General features: G+C 62.7%; 14 protein-coding genes. 12 read left to right on the forward strand and 2 right to left on the reverse strand.

Going from position 1 to position 15,342, the window contains the following annotated elements:
* Nucleotides 1-15: 15 nt before the first annotated feature.
* From lpdA to GGD57_RS00510, 6 genes are all read left to right on the forward strand, one after another.
* The gene (gene lpdA, locus GGD57_RS00485; protein ID WP_184465854.1) at nt 16-1,461 is read left to right on the forward strand and encodes a dihydrolipoyl dehydrogenase; all 1,446 of its coding nucleotides are present in this window, start codon (nt 16-18) and stop codon (nt 1,459-1,461) included.
* 75 nt (nt 1,462-1,536) lie between these two features.
* Nucleotides 1,537-1,791, forward strand: coding sequence for a GlsB/YeaQ/YmgE family stress response membrane protein (locus GGD57_RS00490; RefSeq protein WP_085737168.1), 255 nt, complete (start codon nt 1,537-1,539; stop codon nt 1,789-1,791).
* Between the two features lie 37 nt (nt 1,792-1,828).
* A complete protein-coding gene (locus GGD57_RS00495) occupies nt 1,829-2,077 on the forward strand; it encodes a GlsB/YeaQ/YmgE family stress response membrane protein (protein WP_126909543.1) in 249 nt (82 codons plus the stop codon).
* A gap of 46 nt (nt 2,078-2,123) precedes the next feature.
* Nucleotides 2,124-3,095: a lipoyl synthase gene (gene lipA / locus GGD57_RS00500; protein WP_184465857.1), complete on the forward strand. Its 972-nt coding sequence runs from the start codon at nt 2,124-2,126 to the stop codon at nt 3,093-3,095.
* Nucleotides 3,096-3,281: 186 nt separating this feature from the next.
* Entirely contained in the window at nt 3,282-3,860 is a 579-nt protein-coding gene (locus GGD57_RS00505) for an AAA family ATPase (protein ID WP_184466486.1), read from the forward strand.
* A 9-nt stretch (nt 3,861-3,869) separates the two neighbouring features.
* Entirely contained in the window at nt 3,870-4,322 is a 453-nt protein-coding gene (locus GGD57_RS00510) for a type II toxin-antitoxin system RatA family toxin (protein ID WP_184465858.1), read from the forward strand.
* A 20-nt stretch (nt 4,323-4,342) separates the two neighbouring features.
* Here GGD57_RS00510 and GGD57_RS00515 read toward each other — a convergent pair whose 3' ends face one another.
* On the reverse strand, nt 4,343-4,843 hold the full coding sequence (locus GGD57_RS00515) for a CinA family protein (RefSeq protein WP_184465859.1): 501 nt from the start codon (nt 4,841-4,843) through the stop codon (nt 4,343-4,345).
* Nucleotides 4,843-6,060: a bifunctional 2-C-methyl-D-erythritol 4-phosphate cytidylyltransferase/2-C-methyl-D-erythritol 2,4-cyclodiphosphate synthase gene (locus GGD57_RS00520; protein ID WP_184465861.1), complete on the reverse strand. Its 1,218-nt coding sequence runs from the start codon at nt 6,058-6,060 to the stop codon at nt 4,843-4,845. The genes GGD57_RS00515 and GGD57_RS00520 overlap by 1 nt, the downstream gene beginning before the upstream one ends.
* 142 nt (nt 6,061-6,202) lie before the next feature.
* On the opposite strand from GGD57_RS00520, the gene dusB reads away from it, so the two are divergent.
* From dusB to GGD57_RS00550, 6 genes are all read left to right on the forward strand, one after another.
* Entirely contained in the window at nt 6,203-7,222 is a 1,020-nt protein-coding gene (gene dusB, locus GGD57_RS00525; RefSeq protein ID WP_184465863.1) for a tRNA dihydrouridine synthase DusB, read from the forward strand.
* A complete protein-coding gene (locus GGD57_RS00530) occupies nt 7,219-8,373 on the forward strand; it encodes a two-component system sensor histidine kinase NtrB (protein ID WP_184465865.1) in 1,155 nt (384 codons plus the stop codon). The genes dusB and GGD57_RS00530 overlap by 4 nt, the downstream gene beginning before the upstream one ends.
* Nucleotides 8,370-9,821: a nitrogen regulation protein NR(I) gene (gene ntrC / locus GGD57_RS00535; protein WP_003573318.1), complete on the forward strand. Its 1,452-nt coding sequence runs from the start codon at nt 8,370-8,372 to the stop codon at nt 9,819-9,821. The genes GGD57_RS00530 and ntrC overlap by 4 nt, the downstream gene beginning before the upstream one ends.
* A 643-nt stretch (nt 9,822-10,464) precedes the next feature.
* The gene (locus tag GGD57_RS00540) at nt 10,465-11,454 is read left to right on the forward strand and encodes a potassium channel beta subunit family protein (RefSeq protein WP_184466488.1); all 990 of its coding nucleotides are present in this window, start codon (nt 10,465-10,467) and stop codon (nt 11,452-11,454) included.
* A 207-nt stretch (nt 11,455-11,661) separates the two neighbouring features.
* Nucleotides 11,662-13,932, forward strand: a complete 2,271-nt coding sequence (locus tag GGD57_RS00545) for a sensor histidine kinase NtrY-like (RefSeq protein ID WP_184465868.1) — start codon at nt 11,662-11,664, stop codon at nt 13,930-13,932.
* Nucleotides 13,922-15,286: a sigma-54-dependent transcriptional regulator gene (locus tag GGD57_RS00550; protein ID WP_085737186.1), complete on the forward strand. Its 1,365-nt coding sequence runs from the start codon at nt 13,922-13,924 to the stop codon at nt 15,284-15,286. Before GGD57_RS00545 ends, GGD57_RS00550 begins: the two co-directional genes overlap by 11 nt.
* Nucleotides 15,287-15,342 lie beyond the last annotated feature (56 nt).

A 15,342-nucleotide genomic window follows, 5' to 3' on the forward strand; every position in this document is an offset into this window, starting at 1 on the left:
AAGGGCAGGAAACACATGGCTGAATCCTACGACGTCATCATCATCGGCTCCGGTCCCGGCGGCTATGTCGCCGCCATCCGCGCCAGCCAGCTCGGCCTCAAGACCGCGATCGTCGAGCGCGAGCATATGGGCGGCATCTGCCTGAACTGGGGCTGCATCCCCACGAAGGCGTTGCTGCGTTCGGCCGAGGTCCTCGACCATGCCAATCACTTCAAGGATTTCGGCCTGGTTCTCGAAGGCACGGTCAAGCCGGATGCCAAGGCCGTCGTCGGCCGCTCGCGCGCCGTCTCCGCCCGTCTCAACGCCGGCGTCGGCTTCCTGATGAAGAAGAACAAGATCGACATCATCTGGGGCGAAGGAAAACTTACGAAGCCCGGCGAGATCGTCGTCGGCAAGTCGTCGAAGCCGGTGGTCGAGCCACAGCACCCGCTGCCGAAGAATGTCAAGGGCGAGGGCACCTATAGCGCCAAGCACATCATCATCGCGACCGGCGCCCGTCCGCGCGCGCTGCCCGGCATCGAGCCGGATGGCAAGCTGATCTGGACCTATTTCGAGGCGCTGAAGCCGGACGCGCTGCCGAAGTCGCTGATCGTCATGGGCTCGGGCGCGATCGGTATCGAATTCGCCAGCTTCTACCGCTCGATGGGCGTCGACGTCACGGTCGTCGAAGTCATGCCGACCATCATGCCGGTCGAGGATGCCGAAATCACCGCCGTCGCCCGCAAGCAGCTGGAAAAGCGCGGCCTCAAGATCTTCACCAGCGCCAAGGTGACCAAAGTCGAGAAGGGCGCGGGCAGCATCACCGCCCATGTCGAGACGTCGGACGGCAAAGTGCAGCAGATCACCGCCGACCGGATGATTTCGGCTGTCGGCGTTCAGGGCAACATCGAGAACCTCGGCCTCGAGGCACTCGGCATCAAGACCGACCGCGGCTGCGTCGTTACCGATGGTTACGGCAAGACCAATGTCGCCGGCATCTATGCGATTGGCGACGTTGCCGGCCCGCCGATGCTGGCGCATAAGGCCGAGCATGAAGGTGTCGTCTGCGTCGAGAAGATCGCCGGCCTGCCGAACGTTCATCCGACCGACAAGGGCAAGGTCCCGGGCTGCACCTATTGCAACCCGCAGGTCGCTTCCGTCGGCCTCACCGAAGCCAAGGCCAAGGAACTGGGCCGCGACATTCGCGTCGGCCGCTTCTCCTTTGCGGCGAACGGCAAGGCGATTGCGCTCGGCGAAGACCAGGGCATGGTGAAGGTGATCTTCGACAAGAAGACCGGCGAACTGCTCGGCGCTCACATGGTCGGCGCCGAAGTCACCGAGCTCATCCAGGGCTTCGTCGTCGCGATGAACCTGGAAACGACCGAGGAAGAATTGATGCACACCATCTTCCCGCATCCCACCGTTTCGGAAACGATGAAGGAAGCGGTGCTCGATGCCTATGGCCGCGTGCTGAACGCTTGATAATTTCCGGGGCTGCCCATTTGCCCGGAGTGGAAAGCCACTCCGGTCGGGTGGAAAAAACGAAAGGAAATTATCATGTCTATGGAGACGCAAGCGTTGTTGGTATTTTTGTTGATCGGCCTGGTTGCAGGCTTCCTTGCTAGTCTGGTCGTTGGCGGCGGCGGTTTGATAAGATGCCTGCTGAGCGGCATCATCGGCGCCTTCGTTGGCGGCTATCTGTTCAGTGCGCTCGGCATTTCGCTGGGCATTGAAAATGCGCTGGTCGTGCAGATCATCCACGCCACGGTCGGCGCCATCGTCGTGGTGCTGATCGCCAGGGCGGTCGCTTGAGGCGCAACAGAAGGTTAAGTTGAGGGTAGAGGCAGTCATGGAAGGCGTAGGCTGGATTTCGGCAATCATCATCGGCGGATTTGCGGGCTGGCTCGCCGGCAAGCTGATGGAAGCGCGATACGGGATTTTCCTGAACATCGTGCTCGGCATCGTCGGCTCGGTCGTCGCCAGCGCCATCCTCGCGCAGTTTCATGTCGCGGTGGTCGGCGGCCGGCTCGGTTATTTCGTGACGGGTTTCCTTGGCGCCTGCCTGCTGATATTCCTTGCGCGGCTGGTGCGGCGCTAGGTTCTGATGATTTGCCGCATAGGGGCGATAGAAAGCTGAAACTGCAATGGTGACCATCCTCGACACGATCAATCCCGATGCCAAGCGCGTGCGCCATCCCGAAAAAGCGCATCGGCCCGATACCGAGGTCATGCGCAAGCCGGACTGGATCCGCGTCAAGGCGCCGACCTCCAAGGGTTATGCCGAGACCCGCGCGATCGTGAAGGAGCACAAGCTCGTCACCGTCTGCGAGGAGGCTGGCTGCCCGAATATCGGCGAGTGCTGGGACAAGAAACACGCCACCTTCATGATTATGGGCGAGATCTGTACCCGCGCCTGTGCCTTCTGCAATGTCGCGACCGGTAAGCCGAACGCGCTCGATATGGCCGAGCCCGAGAACGTCGCCAAGGCGGTCAGGGAGATGGGCCTCTCCCACGTCGTCATCACCTCGGTCGACCGCGACGATCTCGAAGATGGCGGTGCCGAGCACTTCGAAAAGGTGATCTGGGCGATCCGTGCCGCTTCGCCGGCAACGACGATCGAAATCCTGACGCCCGACTTCCTGAAGAAGCCGGGTGCCCTGGAGCGCGTCGTCGCCGCCAAGCCCGACGTCTTCAACCACAATATGGAAACGGTTCCCGGCAACTACCTGACCGTTCGCCCCGGCGCCCGTTATTTCCATTCCATCCGGCTCTTGCAGCGGGTGAAGGAACTCGATCCCACAATGTTCACCAAGTCGGGCATCATGGTCGGCCTCGGCGAGGAGCGTAACGAAGTTCTGCAGTTGATGGACGACCTGCGCACCGCCGATGTCGACTTCCTGACGATCGGCCAATATCTGCAGCCGACCCGCAAACACCACAAGGTCGAAAGCTTCGTCACCCCGGACGAGTTCAAATCCTACGAAACCGTCGCCTACAGCAAGGGCTTCCTGATGGTCGCCTCCAGCCCACTGACCCGTTCTTCTCACCATGCCGGCGATGATTTTGCCCGGTTGCGGGCGGCGCGGGAGAAGAAGTTGTTGCTGGCCGCTGAGTAAGGTTTGGGTGTTGCCAAGCTCTCTTTCGTCATGCTCGGGCTTGTCCCGAACATCTGAAACCGATCGATAGGGCAGCAGATCCTCGGTACAAGGCGCGCACGGCCGAGGATGACTCCGAGTAGGGGAAGAGGTTAGGCAACAAACTGACTGCGGTGGATTTTGCCACGGTTTTTCTTTGGGCAGCCAATGAATGTCATAGCCGGTTTGAAGTCGACGCTGGCCGATGCCGATCGCATCCTGGTGATCGGTTGCCCCGGCAGCGGAAAGAGCACGTTGGCAAAGCGGCTCTCGCGAGCACTCGACCTTCGATACTTCTCCATGGATGGCGATTTCTACTGGCTGCCGGGCTGGAGAAAAAGGCCACGCGACGAGATCGACCGGCTTATCGCCGAGGCCGTGGCGGAAGAACGCTGGATCATGGATGGAACCGGCCTCAATTCCTTCCATATCCGCCTGCCGCGGGCTGACGCTGTCATTTGGCTTCGTCCGTCAAGATATGCATGCCTGCACGGCGCCGTATCGAGAGCGTTTCGTTATTTCCGGCGCAACCGCCCTGAATTGCCCGCCGGCTGCCCTGAGCGCCTCTCGCCGGATTTACTTGTCTATATCTGGAATTTCGAGCGAGACGCCGTGCCACTGATTGACTCAGCACTTCGGGATTATGTCGCCGGAAGCGCCGACCGCGGCCCCGGCAAGCCCATTCTCCAGCTAAAATCCCGCCGCCAGATGCGTGAGCTTCTTGATCTTCTCCGCGCGCCCGCTTAAGTGCCGCCTATGCCGCAATTCGAAACGCACCGTCCTGTCTCGCACACGCCCGATCAGATGTTCGACCTCGTTGCCGATGTCGAGCGCTATCCGGAATTTCTGCCGCTCTGCGAAGCGCTGGCCATCCGGAGCCGCAAGGAGCGCGATGGCAGGATTCTGCTCGTTGCCGATATGACTGTGGGTTACAAGGCGATCCGCGAGACCTTCACGACCCAGGTGCTACTGAACCGGGCCGAGCATGTCATCGAGGTCAAATATATCGATGGCCCGTTCAAATATCTCGACAATCGCTGGCATTTCGCCGAGACGCCGGCCGGCGGCTGCACCGTCGATTTCTTCATCGACTACGAGTTCAAGAGCCGCATCCTGGGCGCGCTGATGGGCTCGATGTTCGACCGCGCCTTCCGCATGTTCACCGAAGCCTTCGAGACGAGGGCGGGCAAGATCTACGCCGCGGCTTGACGATACGGCCGCAGGCGTCGTCAGCCTGCCAAGAGCGAGTGCACCATCTCCAGCGCCGTCCGGACCGTCGCCAGCCGAACTTCGCCGCGGCCGATATCGCCGTAGAGCATCTTTCGGTGGATGAGCGCGCCGGAGCGCGATTTGGCGGCAAGATGCACGAGGCCGACAGGTTTCTCCGCCGATCCGCCGCCGGGGCCGGCAATGCCGGTGACGGCAACGGCGATCGCGGCGCGCGACCGGAAGAGGGCGCCGTACGCCATCTGCCGGGCGGTTTCCTCGGAGACGGCTCCGAACTGAAGCAGCGTTTGCTCCTGCACCCCGAGCAGTTCGATCTTGGCAGTATTCGTGTAGGTGACAAAGCCGCGGTCGACGACGGCGGACGAACCGGATATCTCGGTCAGCGCCCCGGCGATCAGCCCGCCGGTGCAGGATTCGGCGGTCGAGACCATCGGTCCCGCCGCCGTGAAATCGCGGATGATCGCCTCGGCCGCCGAAATTATATCCGGGGGGAAAAGGCTCATCATTTCCTCCCGCGATAGACGACGGTTGCCGTGGCGATCGCCGCAATGCCTTCGCGCCGGCCGACGAAACCGATCGTCTCATTGGTCGTCGCCTTGACCGAGCAGCGTTCGATATCGATGCCGAGATATTCGGACAGCTTCGCCCGCATGGCCTGGCGGTGCGGTCCGACCTTCGGCGCCTCGGCGATCAGCGAGACGTCGGCATTCATGATCGTACCGCCATGCTCGCGCACGATCCGGGCGGCATGCTCGATGAAGATCTTCGAGGCCGCGCCCTTCCACTGCGGGTCGGAGGGCGGGAAATGATCGCCGATATCGCCGGCCCCGCAGGTGGCAAGCAGCGCATCGGTCAGCGCATGCAGCGCGACATCGGCATCCGAGTGACCTTTGAGCTTCTGATCATGTGGAATGAACACGCCGCAGAGGGTGACGCCGTCCCCCGCTTCGAGCTGGTGCACGTCGTAACCGTTGCCGGTGCGCACGTCCGGAAGCAGCGAAGCGGAGAGTTTGTCGTCGGCCATGGCGATATCGCTCTTGATAGTCAGCTTAACGTTGTCGGGCGTGCCCTCGACGATCGTCACCGGAATGCCCGCCCATTCCGCGATCGAGGCGTCGTCGGTGAAATCGCTTCGCCCGCTCGCCGCCGCTTTCTCATGCGCATCGAGAATCGTTTCGAAAGCGAAGGATTGCGGCGTCTGCGCCGCATAGAGCTGCTCGCGTGAAACCGTCGTCAGCACGGTGCCGGCGCTGTCGGCGCGTTTCAGCGTATCGGTCACCGGCGTTGCCGGCAACACGGCCTGCGCGCCGTCGCTGAGGCTATCGGCAATGCGGTCAAGCAACACGTGGTCGAAGAACGGCCGCACGGCATCGTGGATCAGCACATGGCTGATTTGCTTGTCCTTGAGATATCGGAGACCGGCCAGCACCGATTGCTGCCGGGTCGGCCCGCCATGCACCGTTTCGATCGGTGTTGCCGAAATGATGTGGCGGAAGGCCTTGGCAAACAGTGCTTCGTCGTCGGGGTGAATGACGACGACGATCTGAGTTGCCGGCCCCCATGTCATGAAGTTTTCAAGCGTATGGACGATAACCGGCTTGCCGCCGATCATGCGATACTGCTTCGGGCCTTCCTTGGAAGCGCCGGCGCGCTCGCCGCGGCCGGCGGCAACGATGACAATTCCAGCCGATATCGGTTGCTTGGACGGCATTTGCAGCATAAATCCCCTAAAATATGCGGAATTGACCGGAGTGCTCTAACCCCTTGCTTTGGCCTTTTCCAGCATCTGCCCGAAAAATATCGATTCTTTGCCGAGCCCCCTTGGCAAGACATGGATCTATGGCTAAAAATAATGCAGTTCCATGGTGTGCCTGAAAGATAATCAATTGATTTCCAAGGACCTCGCAGCGCCTTTCCGAATCGGAGACGTATCCGTGCGGAACCGTGTTGTGCTGGCGCCGATGTCCGGCGTCACGGACATGCCTTTCCGCGAGCTCGCCTGGCGCTTCGGCGCCGGCCTCGTCGTCACCGAAATGGTGGCGAGCCGCGAACTGGTCAACGACACGGCCGAATCCTGGTCGCGGCTCAAGGCGGCGGGCTTCCGGCCGCATATGGTCCAGCTTGCCGGCCGCGAGGCGCACTGGATGGCGGAGGCGGCCAAGATCGCTGCCGATCACGGCGCCGATATCATCGACATCAACATGGGCTGCCCCGCCAAGAAGGTGATCGGCGGTTATTCCGGCTCGGCACTGATGCGCGATCCCGATCACGCGCTCGGCCTCATCGAGGCGACGGTCAAGGCCGTCGATATTCCGGTGACGCTGAAGATGCGCCTCGGCTGGGACGAGAATTCGATCAACGCGCCCGAGATTGCCCGCCGCGCCGAGGCGGCCGGTATTCAGCTGGTGACCATCCATGGGCGCACCCGCATGCAATTCTACGAAGGCCGCGCCGATTGGGATGCGATCCGTCCCGTCCGCGAGGTGATTTCGATCCCGCTGATCGCCAATGGCGATGTCGAGACCGCGGAAGATGCGCAGGAAATTCTGCGTCGTTCCGGTGCCGATGCCGTGATGATCGGTCGTGGCTGCCAGGGCAGGCCGTGGCATGCCGGCGTCATAGCAGGCGCCGCCGAGCCACGATCACAGGAGATCGCCGATATCGCCGTCGAACATTACGCGATGATGCTGGATTTCTATGGCGAGGCGGTGGCGATCCGCCATGCCCGCAAGCATCTCGGCTGGTATCTCCAGCGTTTCGCGCCGGATCTCGCCGGCGAAGAAAAGGCCGGCATCATGACCTCGCGCGATCCGCGCGAGGTGACCGCGCGCCTCTACGATGCGCTGTCGGCCGGGATTGACGACAGCCGGGAGGCCGCATGACGAAGGATACGATCTCTCCGCCCGATCAGGCCGGCGGAACCGTTGCCATGGCCGTGCTCAATGCCATCCAGAACCCCGTCATCATGGTCGACGAATCCGGCTTCGTCGTTTTCGCCAATTGGGAGGCCGAGGCCTTCTTCGGCGCCAGCGCCTCTCATCTGGCGCGCTACCGCATCTCGACCTTCATTCCCTTCGGCAGCCCGCTGCTCGCCCTGATCGATCAGGTGCGCGAGCGCAGGGGCCCGGTCAACGAATATCGCGTCGACCTGAGCTCGCCCCGTCTCGGCCAGGACAAGCTCGTCGATCTCTATGTCGCCCCCGTGGTCAGCGAGCCCGGCGCTGTCGTCATCGTCTTCCAGGAACGCTCGATGGCCGACAAGATCGACCGGCAGCTGACGCATCGCGCCGCCGCCCGCTCGGTGACCGGTCTCGCCTCGATGCTGGCGCATGAAATCAAGAACCCGCTCTCCGGCATCCGCGGCGCTGCCCAGTTGCTCGAGCAATCGGCGGTCGATGACGACCGGGCGCTGACCCGGCTGATCTGTGACGAAACCGACCGCATCGTCTCGCTGGTCGATCGCATGGAAGTCTTTTCCGACGAACGCCCTGTCGACCGCATGCCGGTCAACATCCATTCCGTGCTCGATCATGTGAAGGCGGTCGCCAAAGCGGGTTTTGCCCGCAACATCCGCGTCACCGAGAGCTACGACCCGTCGCTGCCGGCCGTCTATGCCAATCGCGACCAGCTCGTCCAGGTCTTCCTCAATCTGGTGAAGAACGCCGCCGAAGCGGTCGGTGACCGGCCGGATGGCGAGATCATGCTGACCACGGCCTATCGTCCCGGCATCCGTCTTTCGGTCGCCGGCACCCGTGAAAAAATCTCGCTGCCGCTGGAATTCTGCGTCCACGACAATGGCCCCGGCGTTCCCGCCGATCTGCTGCCGCATCTCTTCGATCCCTTCATCACCACCAAGACGAACGGCAGCGGCCTCGGCCTGGCGCTGGTCGCCAAGATCATCGGCGATCATGGCGGCATCATCGAATGCGACAGCCAGAACAGCCGCACGACATTCCGCGTCCTCATGCCGGCGTCGAAGGACGCCTCGCTCGAAGACGCCTCTTCCGCAAGCTCGACAGGACCTTCTCGATGACAGCCACGATCCTCGTTGCAGATGATGATGCGGCCATCCGGACCGTGCTCAACCAGGCTTTGAGCCGCGCCGGTTATGACGTTCGCATCACCTCCAACGCCGCTACCCTCTGGCGCTGGATTTCGGCGGGTGAGGGCGATCTTGTCGTCACCGATGTGGTGATGCCCGACGAAAACGCCTTCGACCTGTTGCCGCGCATCAAGAAGGCGCGCCCCGAACTGCCGGTCCTGGTCATGAGTGCGCAGAACACCTTCATGACCGCCATCAAGGCCTCCGAGAAGGGCGCCTACGACTATCTGCCGAAGCCCTTCGACCTCACCGAATTGATCGGCATCATCGGCCGCGCGCTCGCCGAGCCGAAGCGCAAGCCCGCCAAGCTCGAAGACGACGTGCAGGACGGCATGCCTCTTGTCGGCCGCTCGGCAGCGATGCAGGAAATCTACCGCGTGCTCGCCCGCCTGATGCAGACGGATCTGACGCTGATGATCACCGGCGAATCCGGCACCGGCAAGGAACTCGTCGCCCGCGCCCTGCATGATTACGGCAAGCGCCGCAACGGCCCCTTCGTGGCGATCAACATGGCGGCAATCCCGCGCGACCTGATCGAATCGGAACTGTTCGGCCATGAGAAGGGCGCCTTCACCGGTGCTCAGACCCGCTCGACCGGCCGCTTCGAGCAGGCCGAGGGTGGAACGCTCTTCCTCGACGAGATCGGCGACATGCCGATGGACGCTCAGACCCGGCTTCTGCGTGTGCTGCAGCAGGGTGAATACACCACCGTCGGCGGACGCACCCCAATCCGCACCGACGTGCGCATCGTCGCCGCCACCAACAAGGACCTGAAGCAGGCGATCAATCAGGGCCTCTTCCGCGAGGATTTGTACTACCGCCTCAACGTCGTGCCGCTGCGCCTGCCGCCGCTGCGCGACCGCGCCGAGGATATTCCCGATCTCGTGCGCCATTTCATCCAGCAGGCCGAAAAGGAAGGCCTCGGCTCCAAACGCTTCGACCAGGAAGCGCTGGAGTTGATGAAGGCCTATGCCTGGCCGGGCAACGTCCGCGAGCTGGAAAACCTCATTCGCCGCCTGATGGCGCTTTATCCGCAGGATGTCATCACCCGCGAGATCATCGACGCCGAACTTCGCTCCGACGTGCCCGACAGCCCGATCGACAAGGGGCCGATCCGCAGCGGCTCGATGACGATCGCGCAAGCCGTCGAAGAGAACATGCGCACCTATTTCTCGGGCTTCGGCGAAAACCTGCCGCCGCCCGGCCTCTATGACCGGGTGCTGACGGAAATGGAATATCCGCTGATCCTCGCTGCGCTGACGGCAACGCGCGGCAACCAGATCAAGGCAGCCGATCTTCTCGGTCTCAACCGCAACACCTTGCGCAAGAAGATCAGGGAACTGGGTGTCTCGGTCTACCGGAGTTCCCGGACTGCCTGAATGTCCGCACCGCCTGGATGAAAAGAGGGCGGCAGGCCCTCATGTTGCCCGCCGCCCGCCTCCTCCCGGCGTCCGCCGCCACGGTCGGGAAGAGAATTGAATCTAGCCGAGCCGGGTCGCGGTTTATATGCGGGCGGACAAACAAAAGCGCAGTGTCATTCAACAGTCACATGGCGTCTCTGGGGTGCGGTTTGCCGCCGGACGAATCTCATTGAAGTTGCTGCAATCGTGGCCGCCGCGCCTGTGGATAAGCTGTGGATAACAAGTGGATGACTCGGGCTCGATCGGCGGTCGGCGGCGTCCCGATCCATTCGCGTGTTGCCAATCCGTTCCGAATCTCGCTATGTCGAGATGCCTGCCGTCGACCTCCGCCGCAAACGTCGTCGATCGCACGCCACGGGCGCTCCGGCTGATGTCGTTGAGCGCCCTTTTTCTTTCCTGAGCCGTTAGCGCAAGGACGTCGGTCCAATCAGCGGGTCGCGTCACTGGATTGTGCACGGTTCTTACCAAAAGAGGCGATGCAAATCGATCGCGAAGCCTCGCATATCCCTACGCATGCCATAGATTACGCGAGTCGGTCGTCGATCGACCGCGCGACGCCGGTGATTGGCCGGCCCAGTTTCATAATTTCGGGAGCTGCATGATGGAATATCGTCGTTTGGGAAAATCGGGCCTGCAGGTGAGCGAGTTCTCCTTCGGCTCATGGGTCACGTTCGGCAAGCAGGTCAACGGCGGCGATGCCGTCGACCTCATGAAGCTCGCCTATGACAACGGGGTGAACTTTTTCGACAATGCCGAAGGTTACGAAAGCGGCAAGTCCGAAATCGTCATGGGCGAGGCGCTCAAGTCACTTGGCTGGGGCCGCGACAGCTTCGTCGTCTCGAGCAAAGTCTTCTGGGGCGGTCAGAAGCCGACGCAGCGCGGCCTGTCACGCAAGCATGTGACCGATGCCTGCCACGCGGCGCTCAAGAGGCTCCAGGTCGACTACCTTGACCTTTATTTCTGCCACCGCCCGGATATCGACACGCCGGTCGAGGAAACCGTCCGGGCGATGCACGATCTCGTCGCCCAGGGCAAGGTGCTCTACTGGGGAACATCGGAGTGGTCGGCGCAGCAGCTGACAGAAGCCTATGCCGTTGCCCGGGATCTGCGCATCACGCCGCCGACCATGGAGCAGCCGCAATACAACATCTTCGAACGCCAGAAGGTCGAATCCGATTACTTGCCGCTCTATGAGCTGATCGGCCTCGGCACCACGATCTGGTCGCCGCTCGCCTCCGGTGTCCTGACCGGCAAATACAATAACGGCGTGCCGGCCGACAGCCGCATGAATCTGCCGGGCTATGAGTGGCTGAAGGAAAGATGGTCGAGCGATGCCGCTCGCGCCCAACTCAAGCAGGTTGGCGAACTTGCAAAGCTCGCCGACGAGATCGGCATATCGATCACCCATCTCGCGCTTTTGTGGTGCCTCGCCAATCGTAACGTCTCCACAGTCATTCTCGGCGCGTCGCGCGCCAGCCAGCTGCAGGACAATCTTGCGGCCCTTTCGCACCGGCACAAGATGACGCCGGAGGTGCTGGAGCGGATCGACTTGATTGCCGGAAACAAACCGGAGGCACCGCGTCGTTTCTAAAAAAGTGGGACGGGCCGAGGTCATGCACGGCTTGACAATGTGACGGGGTGCGTTGCATTTTCGCCACAATGCGTTGCTTAAAGGTCACGCAAGGGTTTAGGATATTTCGCTCCCGATCGCGCCGTTGCAGCGCTGGCTTTCTGGGCCGGCGTTGCTTGGTTTCGATCGAATGGCGAAGGCGGCGGGCGCCGTCTGAAGAGAGGCCGAATGACGCAGGATGGGGTATCGCCGGCAGCGGCGGGCGAGGCGGTGACCACGGTGACCGATCGCCGCGCCCTTTTCGCCGTGCCCGGCCTGGTGCTCGCCGGCGGCGCGCTGCTCTGCGCCACGGCCACACTTTTCGTGCTGCTCGGTCTGACGCCGATCGCGCCGACGTCGCATGTCGTCATCACCTCGGTAATCGTCAATTCCTTCTTCGTCCTCACACTGCTGGCGCTGATCGCCCGCGAGGTGGCGCGGCTGCTGAAGGCGCGCACCCGGGGCAGGGCGGCCGCGCGCCTGCATATCCGCATCGTCGTGCTGTTCTCGATCGTCGCGATTACGCCGGCGATTCTCGTCGCCATCTTCGCCAGCATCACGTTGAATGCCGGTCTCGACCGCTGGTTTGCGCTGCGCACCCAGTCGATCGTCAGCTCGTCACGCAATATCGGCCAGGCCTATATGATGGAGAATGCCAGCTATCTGCAGGGGCAGACGGTCTCCATGGCCAACGATCTGGAGCGCAACCGCGCGCTCTACAGCCTCGACAGAACGGGTTTCGCCGACCTGATGACGCGCCAGGCAAGGGGCCGCGGCCTGCTCGGCTCCTTCCTCGTCGAGCGCGACGGCTCGGTGATCGTCCAGGCCGATATCTCCACTGAAAAGCCCCTGCCGGCGATCCCGCAGGATGCGCTTGAGAAGGCCGCTGCCGGCCAGCCGACGCTGATTCCGCCTGGCGTCACCAACCTCGTCGGCGCCATCATCAAGCTCGATGCCATCCAGGGCACCTTCCTCTATACGGTGCGCGCCGTCGATCCCAAGGTCATGGGCGCCATGCGGATGATGGAGGAGAACGCCACCGAATACCGCTCGATGGAGGCCAACCGCTTCTCGCTGCAGGTCGCCTTCGCCGTGCTCTATATCGGCTTCGCGCTGATCGTGCTGCTGGCGGCGATCTGGACGGCGATTGCCGTTGCCGACCGCATCGTCCGGCCGATCCGCCTGCTGATCACCGCCGCCGACAGCGTTGCATCGGGCAACATGGATATCGTCGTGCCGGTGCATGCCGTCGATGGCGACGTCGCCAATCTGTCGCGCACCTTCAACAAGATGATTTCGGAAATCCGCACCCAGCGCGACGAGATCCTCGAAGCCAAGGACGAGGTCGACGATCGCCGCCGCTTCATCGAAGCGGTGCTTTCGGGCGTGACGGCCGCCGTCATCGGCGTCGAGCAGGATCGCCGCATCGCCATCGTCAACAGTTCGGCCGAGACGCTGATGTCGCTGTCGGCCGACGAGATGCTCGGCAAGCAGCTGGCCGATATCGCCCCTGAGGTCGATCAGGTCCTGACTGAAGCTGCGGCGCGCCATCGCGGCGATTTCCGCAAGCAGATCGCGCTGGTGCGCGGCGGCACGGTGCGGACGCTGAGCGTGCAGGTCACCCGCGAGGAAGTGCGCGACATGAGCGAATCCTATGTGATCACGCTCGACGACATCACCGACCTCGTCATCGCCCAGCGCTCGACGGCCTGGGGTGACGTCGCACGGCGCATCGCCCACGAGATCAAGAACCCGCTGACCCCGATCCAGCTTTCCGCCGAGCGCATCCAGCGCCGTTACGGCAAGCAGATCGATCCGGACGACCGGACCGTCTTTGACCAGTGCACCGATACGATCATCCGCCAGGTCGGCGATATCGGCCGCATGGTCGACGAATTCTCCGCCTTCGCCCGCATGCCGAAGCCGACCAAGGAACCGAGCGACCTGCGCGATATCCTGCGCGACGCGATCTTCCTGCGCGAGATGGGCAATCATCACGTCAACTTTGCGCAGGATTTCGGCGAGCAGCCGCTGGAGGGCCTGTTCGATAGCCGCATGCTCGGCCAGGCTTTCGGAAATCTGATCAAGAATGCCGTGGAAGCGATCGAAGCCGTTCCGAGCGACGAACGCGACGAACGCAAGATTCTCGTTCGCGCCGCCTTCGATGCCGGCCGCGACCGCTTCACCGTCGATGTCATCGACAATGGCCGCGGCCTGCCGGTGGAGAACCGCCACAGCATTCTGGAACCCTATATGACGATGCGCGAGAAGGGCACCGGCCTCGGTCTCGCCATCGTCAAGAAGATCATCGAGGAACATGGCGGGCAGCTCGAGCTGCACGATGCGCCCGCCGATTTTGACCGGGGAAGAGGGGCCATGATCCGCGTGCATCTGCCGCGCCGGGATCCGACGCCCGCTGCTCCCGCAGCCAATGACAAGGAAAGCGTTTATGGCCTCTGATATTCTTGTCGTCGACGACGAGCACGATATTCGCGAGATCGTTTCCGGCATTCTCTCGGACGAGGGCCACGAAACGCGCACGGCCCATGACAGCGACAGTGCGCTGGCGGCGATATCCGACCGCGTGCCGCGGCTGATCTTCCTCGATATCTGGATGCAGGGCAGCAAGCTCGACGGTCTGTCGCTGCTCGACGAGATCCGCACCCGCCATCCGGACTTGCCCGTGGTGATGATCTCAGGTCATGGCAACATCGAGACCGCCGTCTCGGCGATCAAGCGCGGCGCCTTCGATTTCATCGAGAAGCCGTTCAAGGCCGACCGGCTGATCCTGATCGCCGAGCGGGCGCTGGAAAATTCGAAGTTGAAGCGCGAGGTCTCCGAGCTGAAGCGCCGCACCGGCGATGCGCTGGAACTGATCGGCACCTCGGTCGCCGTTTCGCAGCTGCGCCAGACGATCGAGAAGGTCGCGCCCACCAACAGCCGCATCATGATCCTCGGCGCCTCCGGCTCCGGCAAGGAGCTGGTGGCGCGGATGATCCACAAGAAGTCGGCCCGCGCCAACGGCCCCTTCGTGGCGATCAACGCTGCCAACATCACGCCCGATCGTATGGAAGTGGCGCTGTTCGGCACCGAGGGCACGCCGGGCCAGGCGCGCAAGATCGGCGCGCTCGAGGAAGCCCATCGCGGCATCCTCTATCTCGACGAAGTCGGCGAGATGCCGCGCGAGACGCAGAACAAGATCCTGCGGGTGCTGGTCGATCAGCAGTTCGAGCGCGTCGGCGGCTCCAAGCGCGTCAAGGTCGATGTCCGCATCATCTCCTCGACCGCCTATAATCTCGAAAGCCGCATCACCGAGGGATGGTTCCGCGAGGATCTCTATCATCGCCTCGCCGTCGTGCCGGTGCGTGTGCCGCAGCTTGCCGAGCGCCGCGAAGATATTCCCTTCCTCGTCGATCAGCTGATGCGCCAGATTTCCGAGCAGGCCGGCATTCGTCCGCGCCGCATCGGCGACGACGCCATGGCGGTGCTGCAGGCGCATGACTGGCCGGGCAACATCCGCCAGCTGCGCAACAACATCGAGCGGCTGATGATCCTTGCCCGCACCGACGGGCCGGATGCGCCGATCACTGCCGACATGCTGCCGACCGATCTCGGCGACATGCTGCCGAAAGTGTCGGCCAAGAACGATTATCACATCATGACGCTGCCGCTGCGCGAAGCCCGCGAGATGTTCGAGAAGGATTACCTGATCGCCCAGATCAACCGTTTCGGCGGCAATATCTCGCGCACCGCCGAATTCGTCGGCATGGAGCGTTCGGCGCTGCACCGCAAGCTGAAGTCGCTCGGCGTCTGATCCCTTGCGGCGCGGCCCGAGGCTGCGCCGCGCCCTTATATTGCCCTCCCGGAAGA

This window comes from Rhizobium esperanzae, from assembly GCF_014197615.1.
Classification (GTDB): domain Bacteria; phylum Pseudomonadota; class Alphaproteobacteria; order Rhizobiales; family Rhizobiaceae; genus Rhizobium; species Rhizobium esperanzae_A.

Coding starts and splice junctions, on each gene's coding strand:
- lpdA (WP_184465854.1), top strand. CDS start 16: ATGGCTGAATCCTACGACGTCATCATCATCGGCTCCGGTCCCGGCGGC.
- GGD57_RS00490 (WP_085737168.1), top strand. CDS start 1,537: ATGTCTATGGAGACGCAAGCGTTGTTGGTATTTTTGTTGATCGGCCTG.
- GGD57_RS00495 (WP_126909543.1), top strand. CDS start 1,829: ATGGAAGGCGTAGGCTGGATTTCGGCAATCATCATCGGCGGATTTGCG.
- lipA (WP_184465857.1), top strand. CDS start 2,124: ATGGTGACCATCCTCGACACGATCAATCCCGATGCCAAGCGCGTGCGC.
- GGD57_RS00505 (WP_184466486.1), top strand. CDS start 3,282: ATGAATGTCATAGCCGGTTTGAAGTCGACGCTGGCCGATGCCGATCGC.
- GGD57_RS00510 (WP_184465858.1), top strand. CDS start 3,870: ATGCCGCAATTCGAAACGCACCGTCCTGTCTCGCACACGCCCGATCAG.
- GGD57_RS00515 (WP_184465859.1), bottom strand. CDS start 4,843: ATGAGCCTTTTCCCCCCGGATATAATTTCGGCGGCCGAGGCGATCATC.
- GGD57_RS00520 (WP_184465861.1), bottom strand. CDS start 6,060: ATGCTGCAAATGCCGTCCAAGCAACCGATATCGGCTGGAATTGTCATC.
- dusB (WP_184465863.1), top strand. CDS start 6,203: ATGGTGTGCCTGAAAGATAATCAATTGATTTCCAAGGACCTCGCAGCG.
- GGD57_RS00530 (WP_184465865.1), top strand. CDS start 7,219: ATGACGAAGGATACGATCTCTCCGCCCGATCAGGCCGGCGGAACCGTT.
- ntrC (WP_003573318.1), top strand. CDS start 8,370: ATGACAGCCACGATCCTCGTTGCAGATGATGATGCGGCCATCCGGACC.
- GGD57_RS00540 (WP_184466488.1), top strand. CDS start 10,465: ATGGAATATCGTCGTTTGGGAAAATCGGGCCTGCAGGTGAGCGAGTTC.
- GGD57_RS00545 (WP_184465868.1), top strand. CDS start 11,662: ATGACGCAGGATGGGGTATCGCCGGCAGCGGCGGGCGAGGCGGTGACC.
- GGD57_RS00550 (WP_085737186.1), top strand. CDS start 13,922: ATGGCCTCTGATATTCTTGTCGTCGACGACGAGCACGATATTCGCGAG.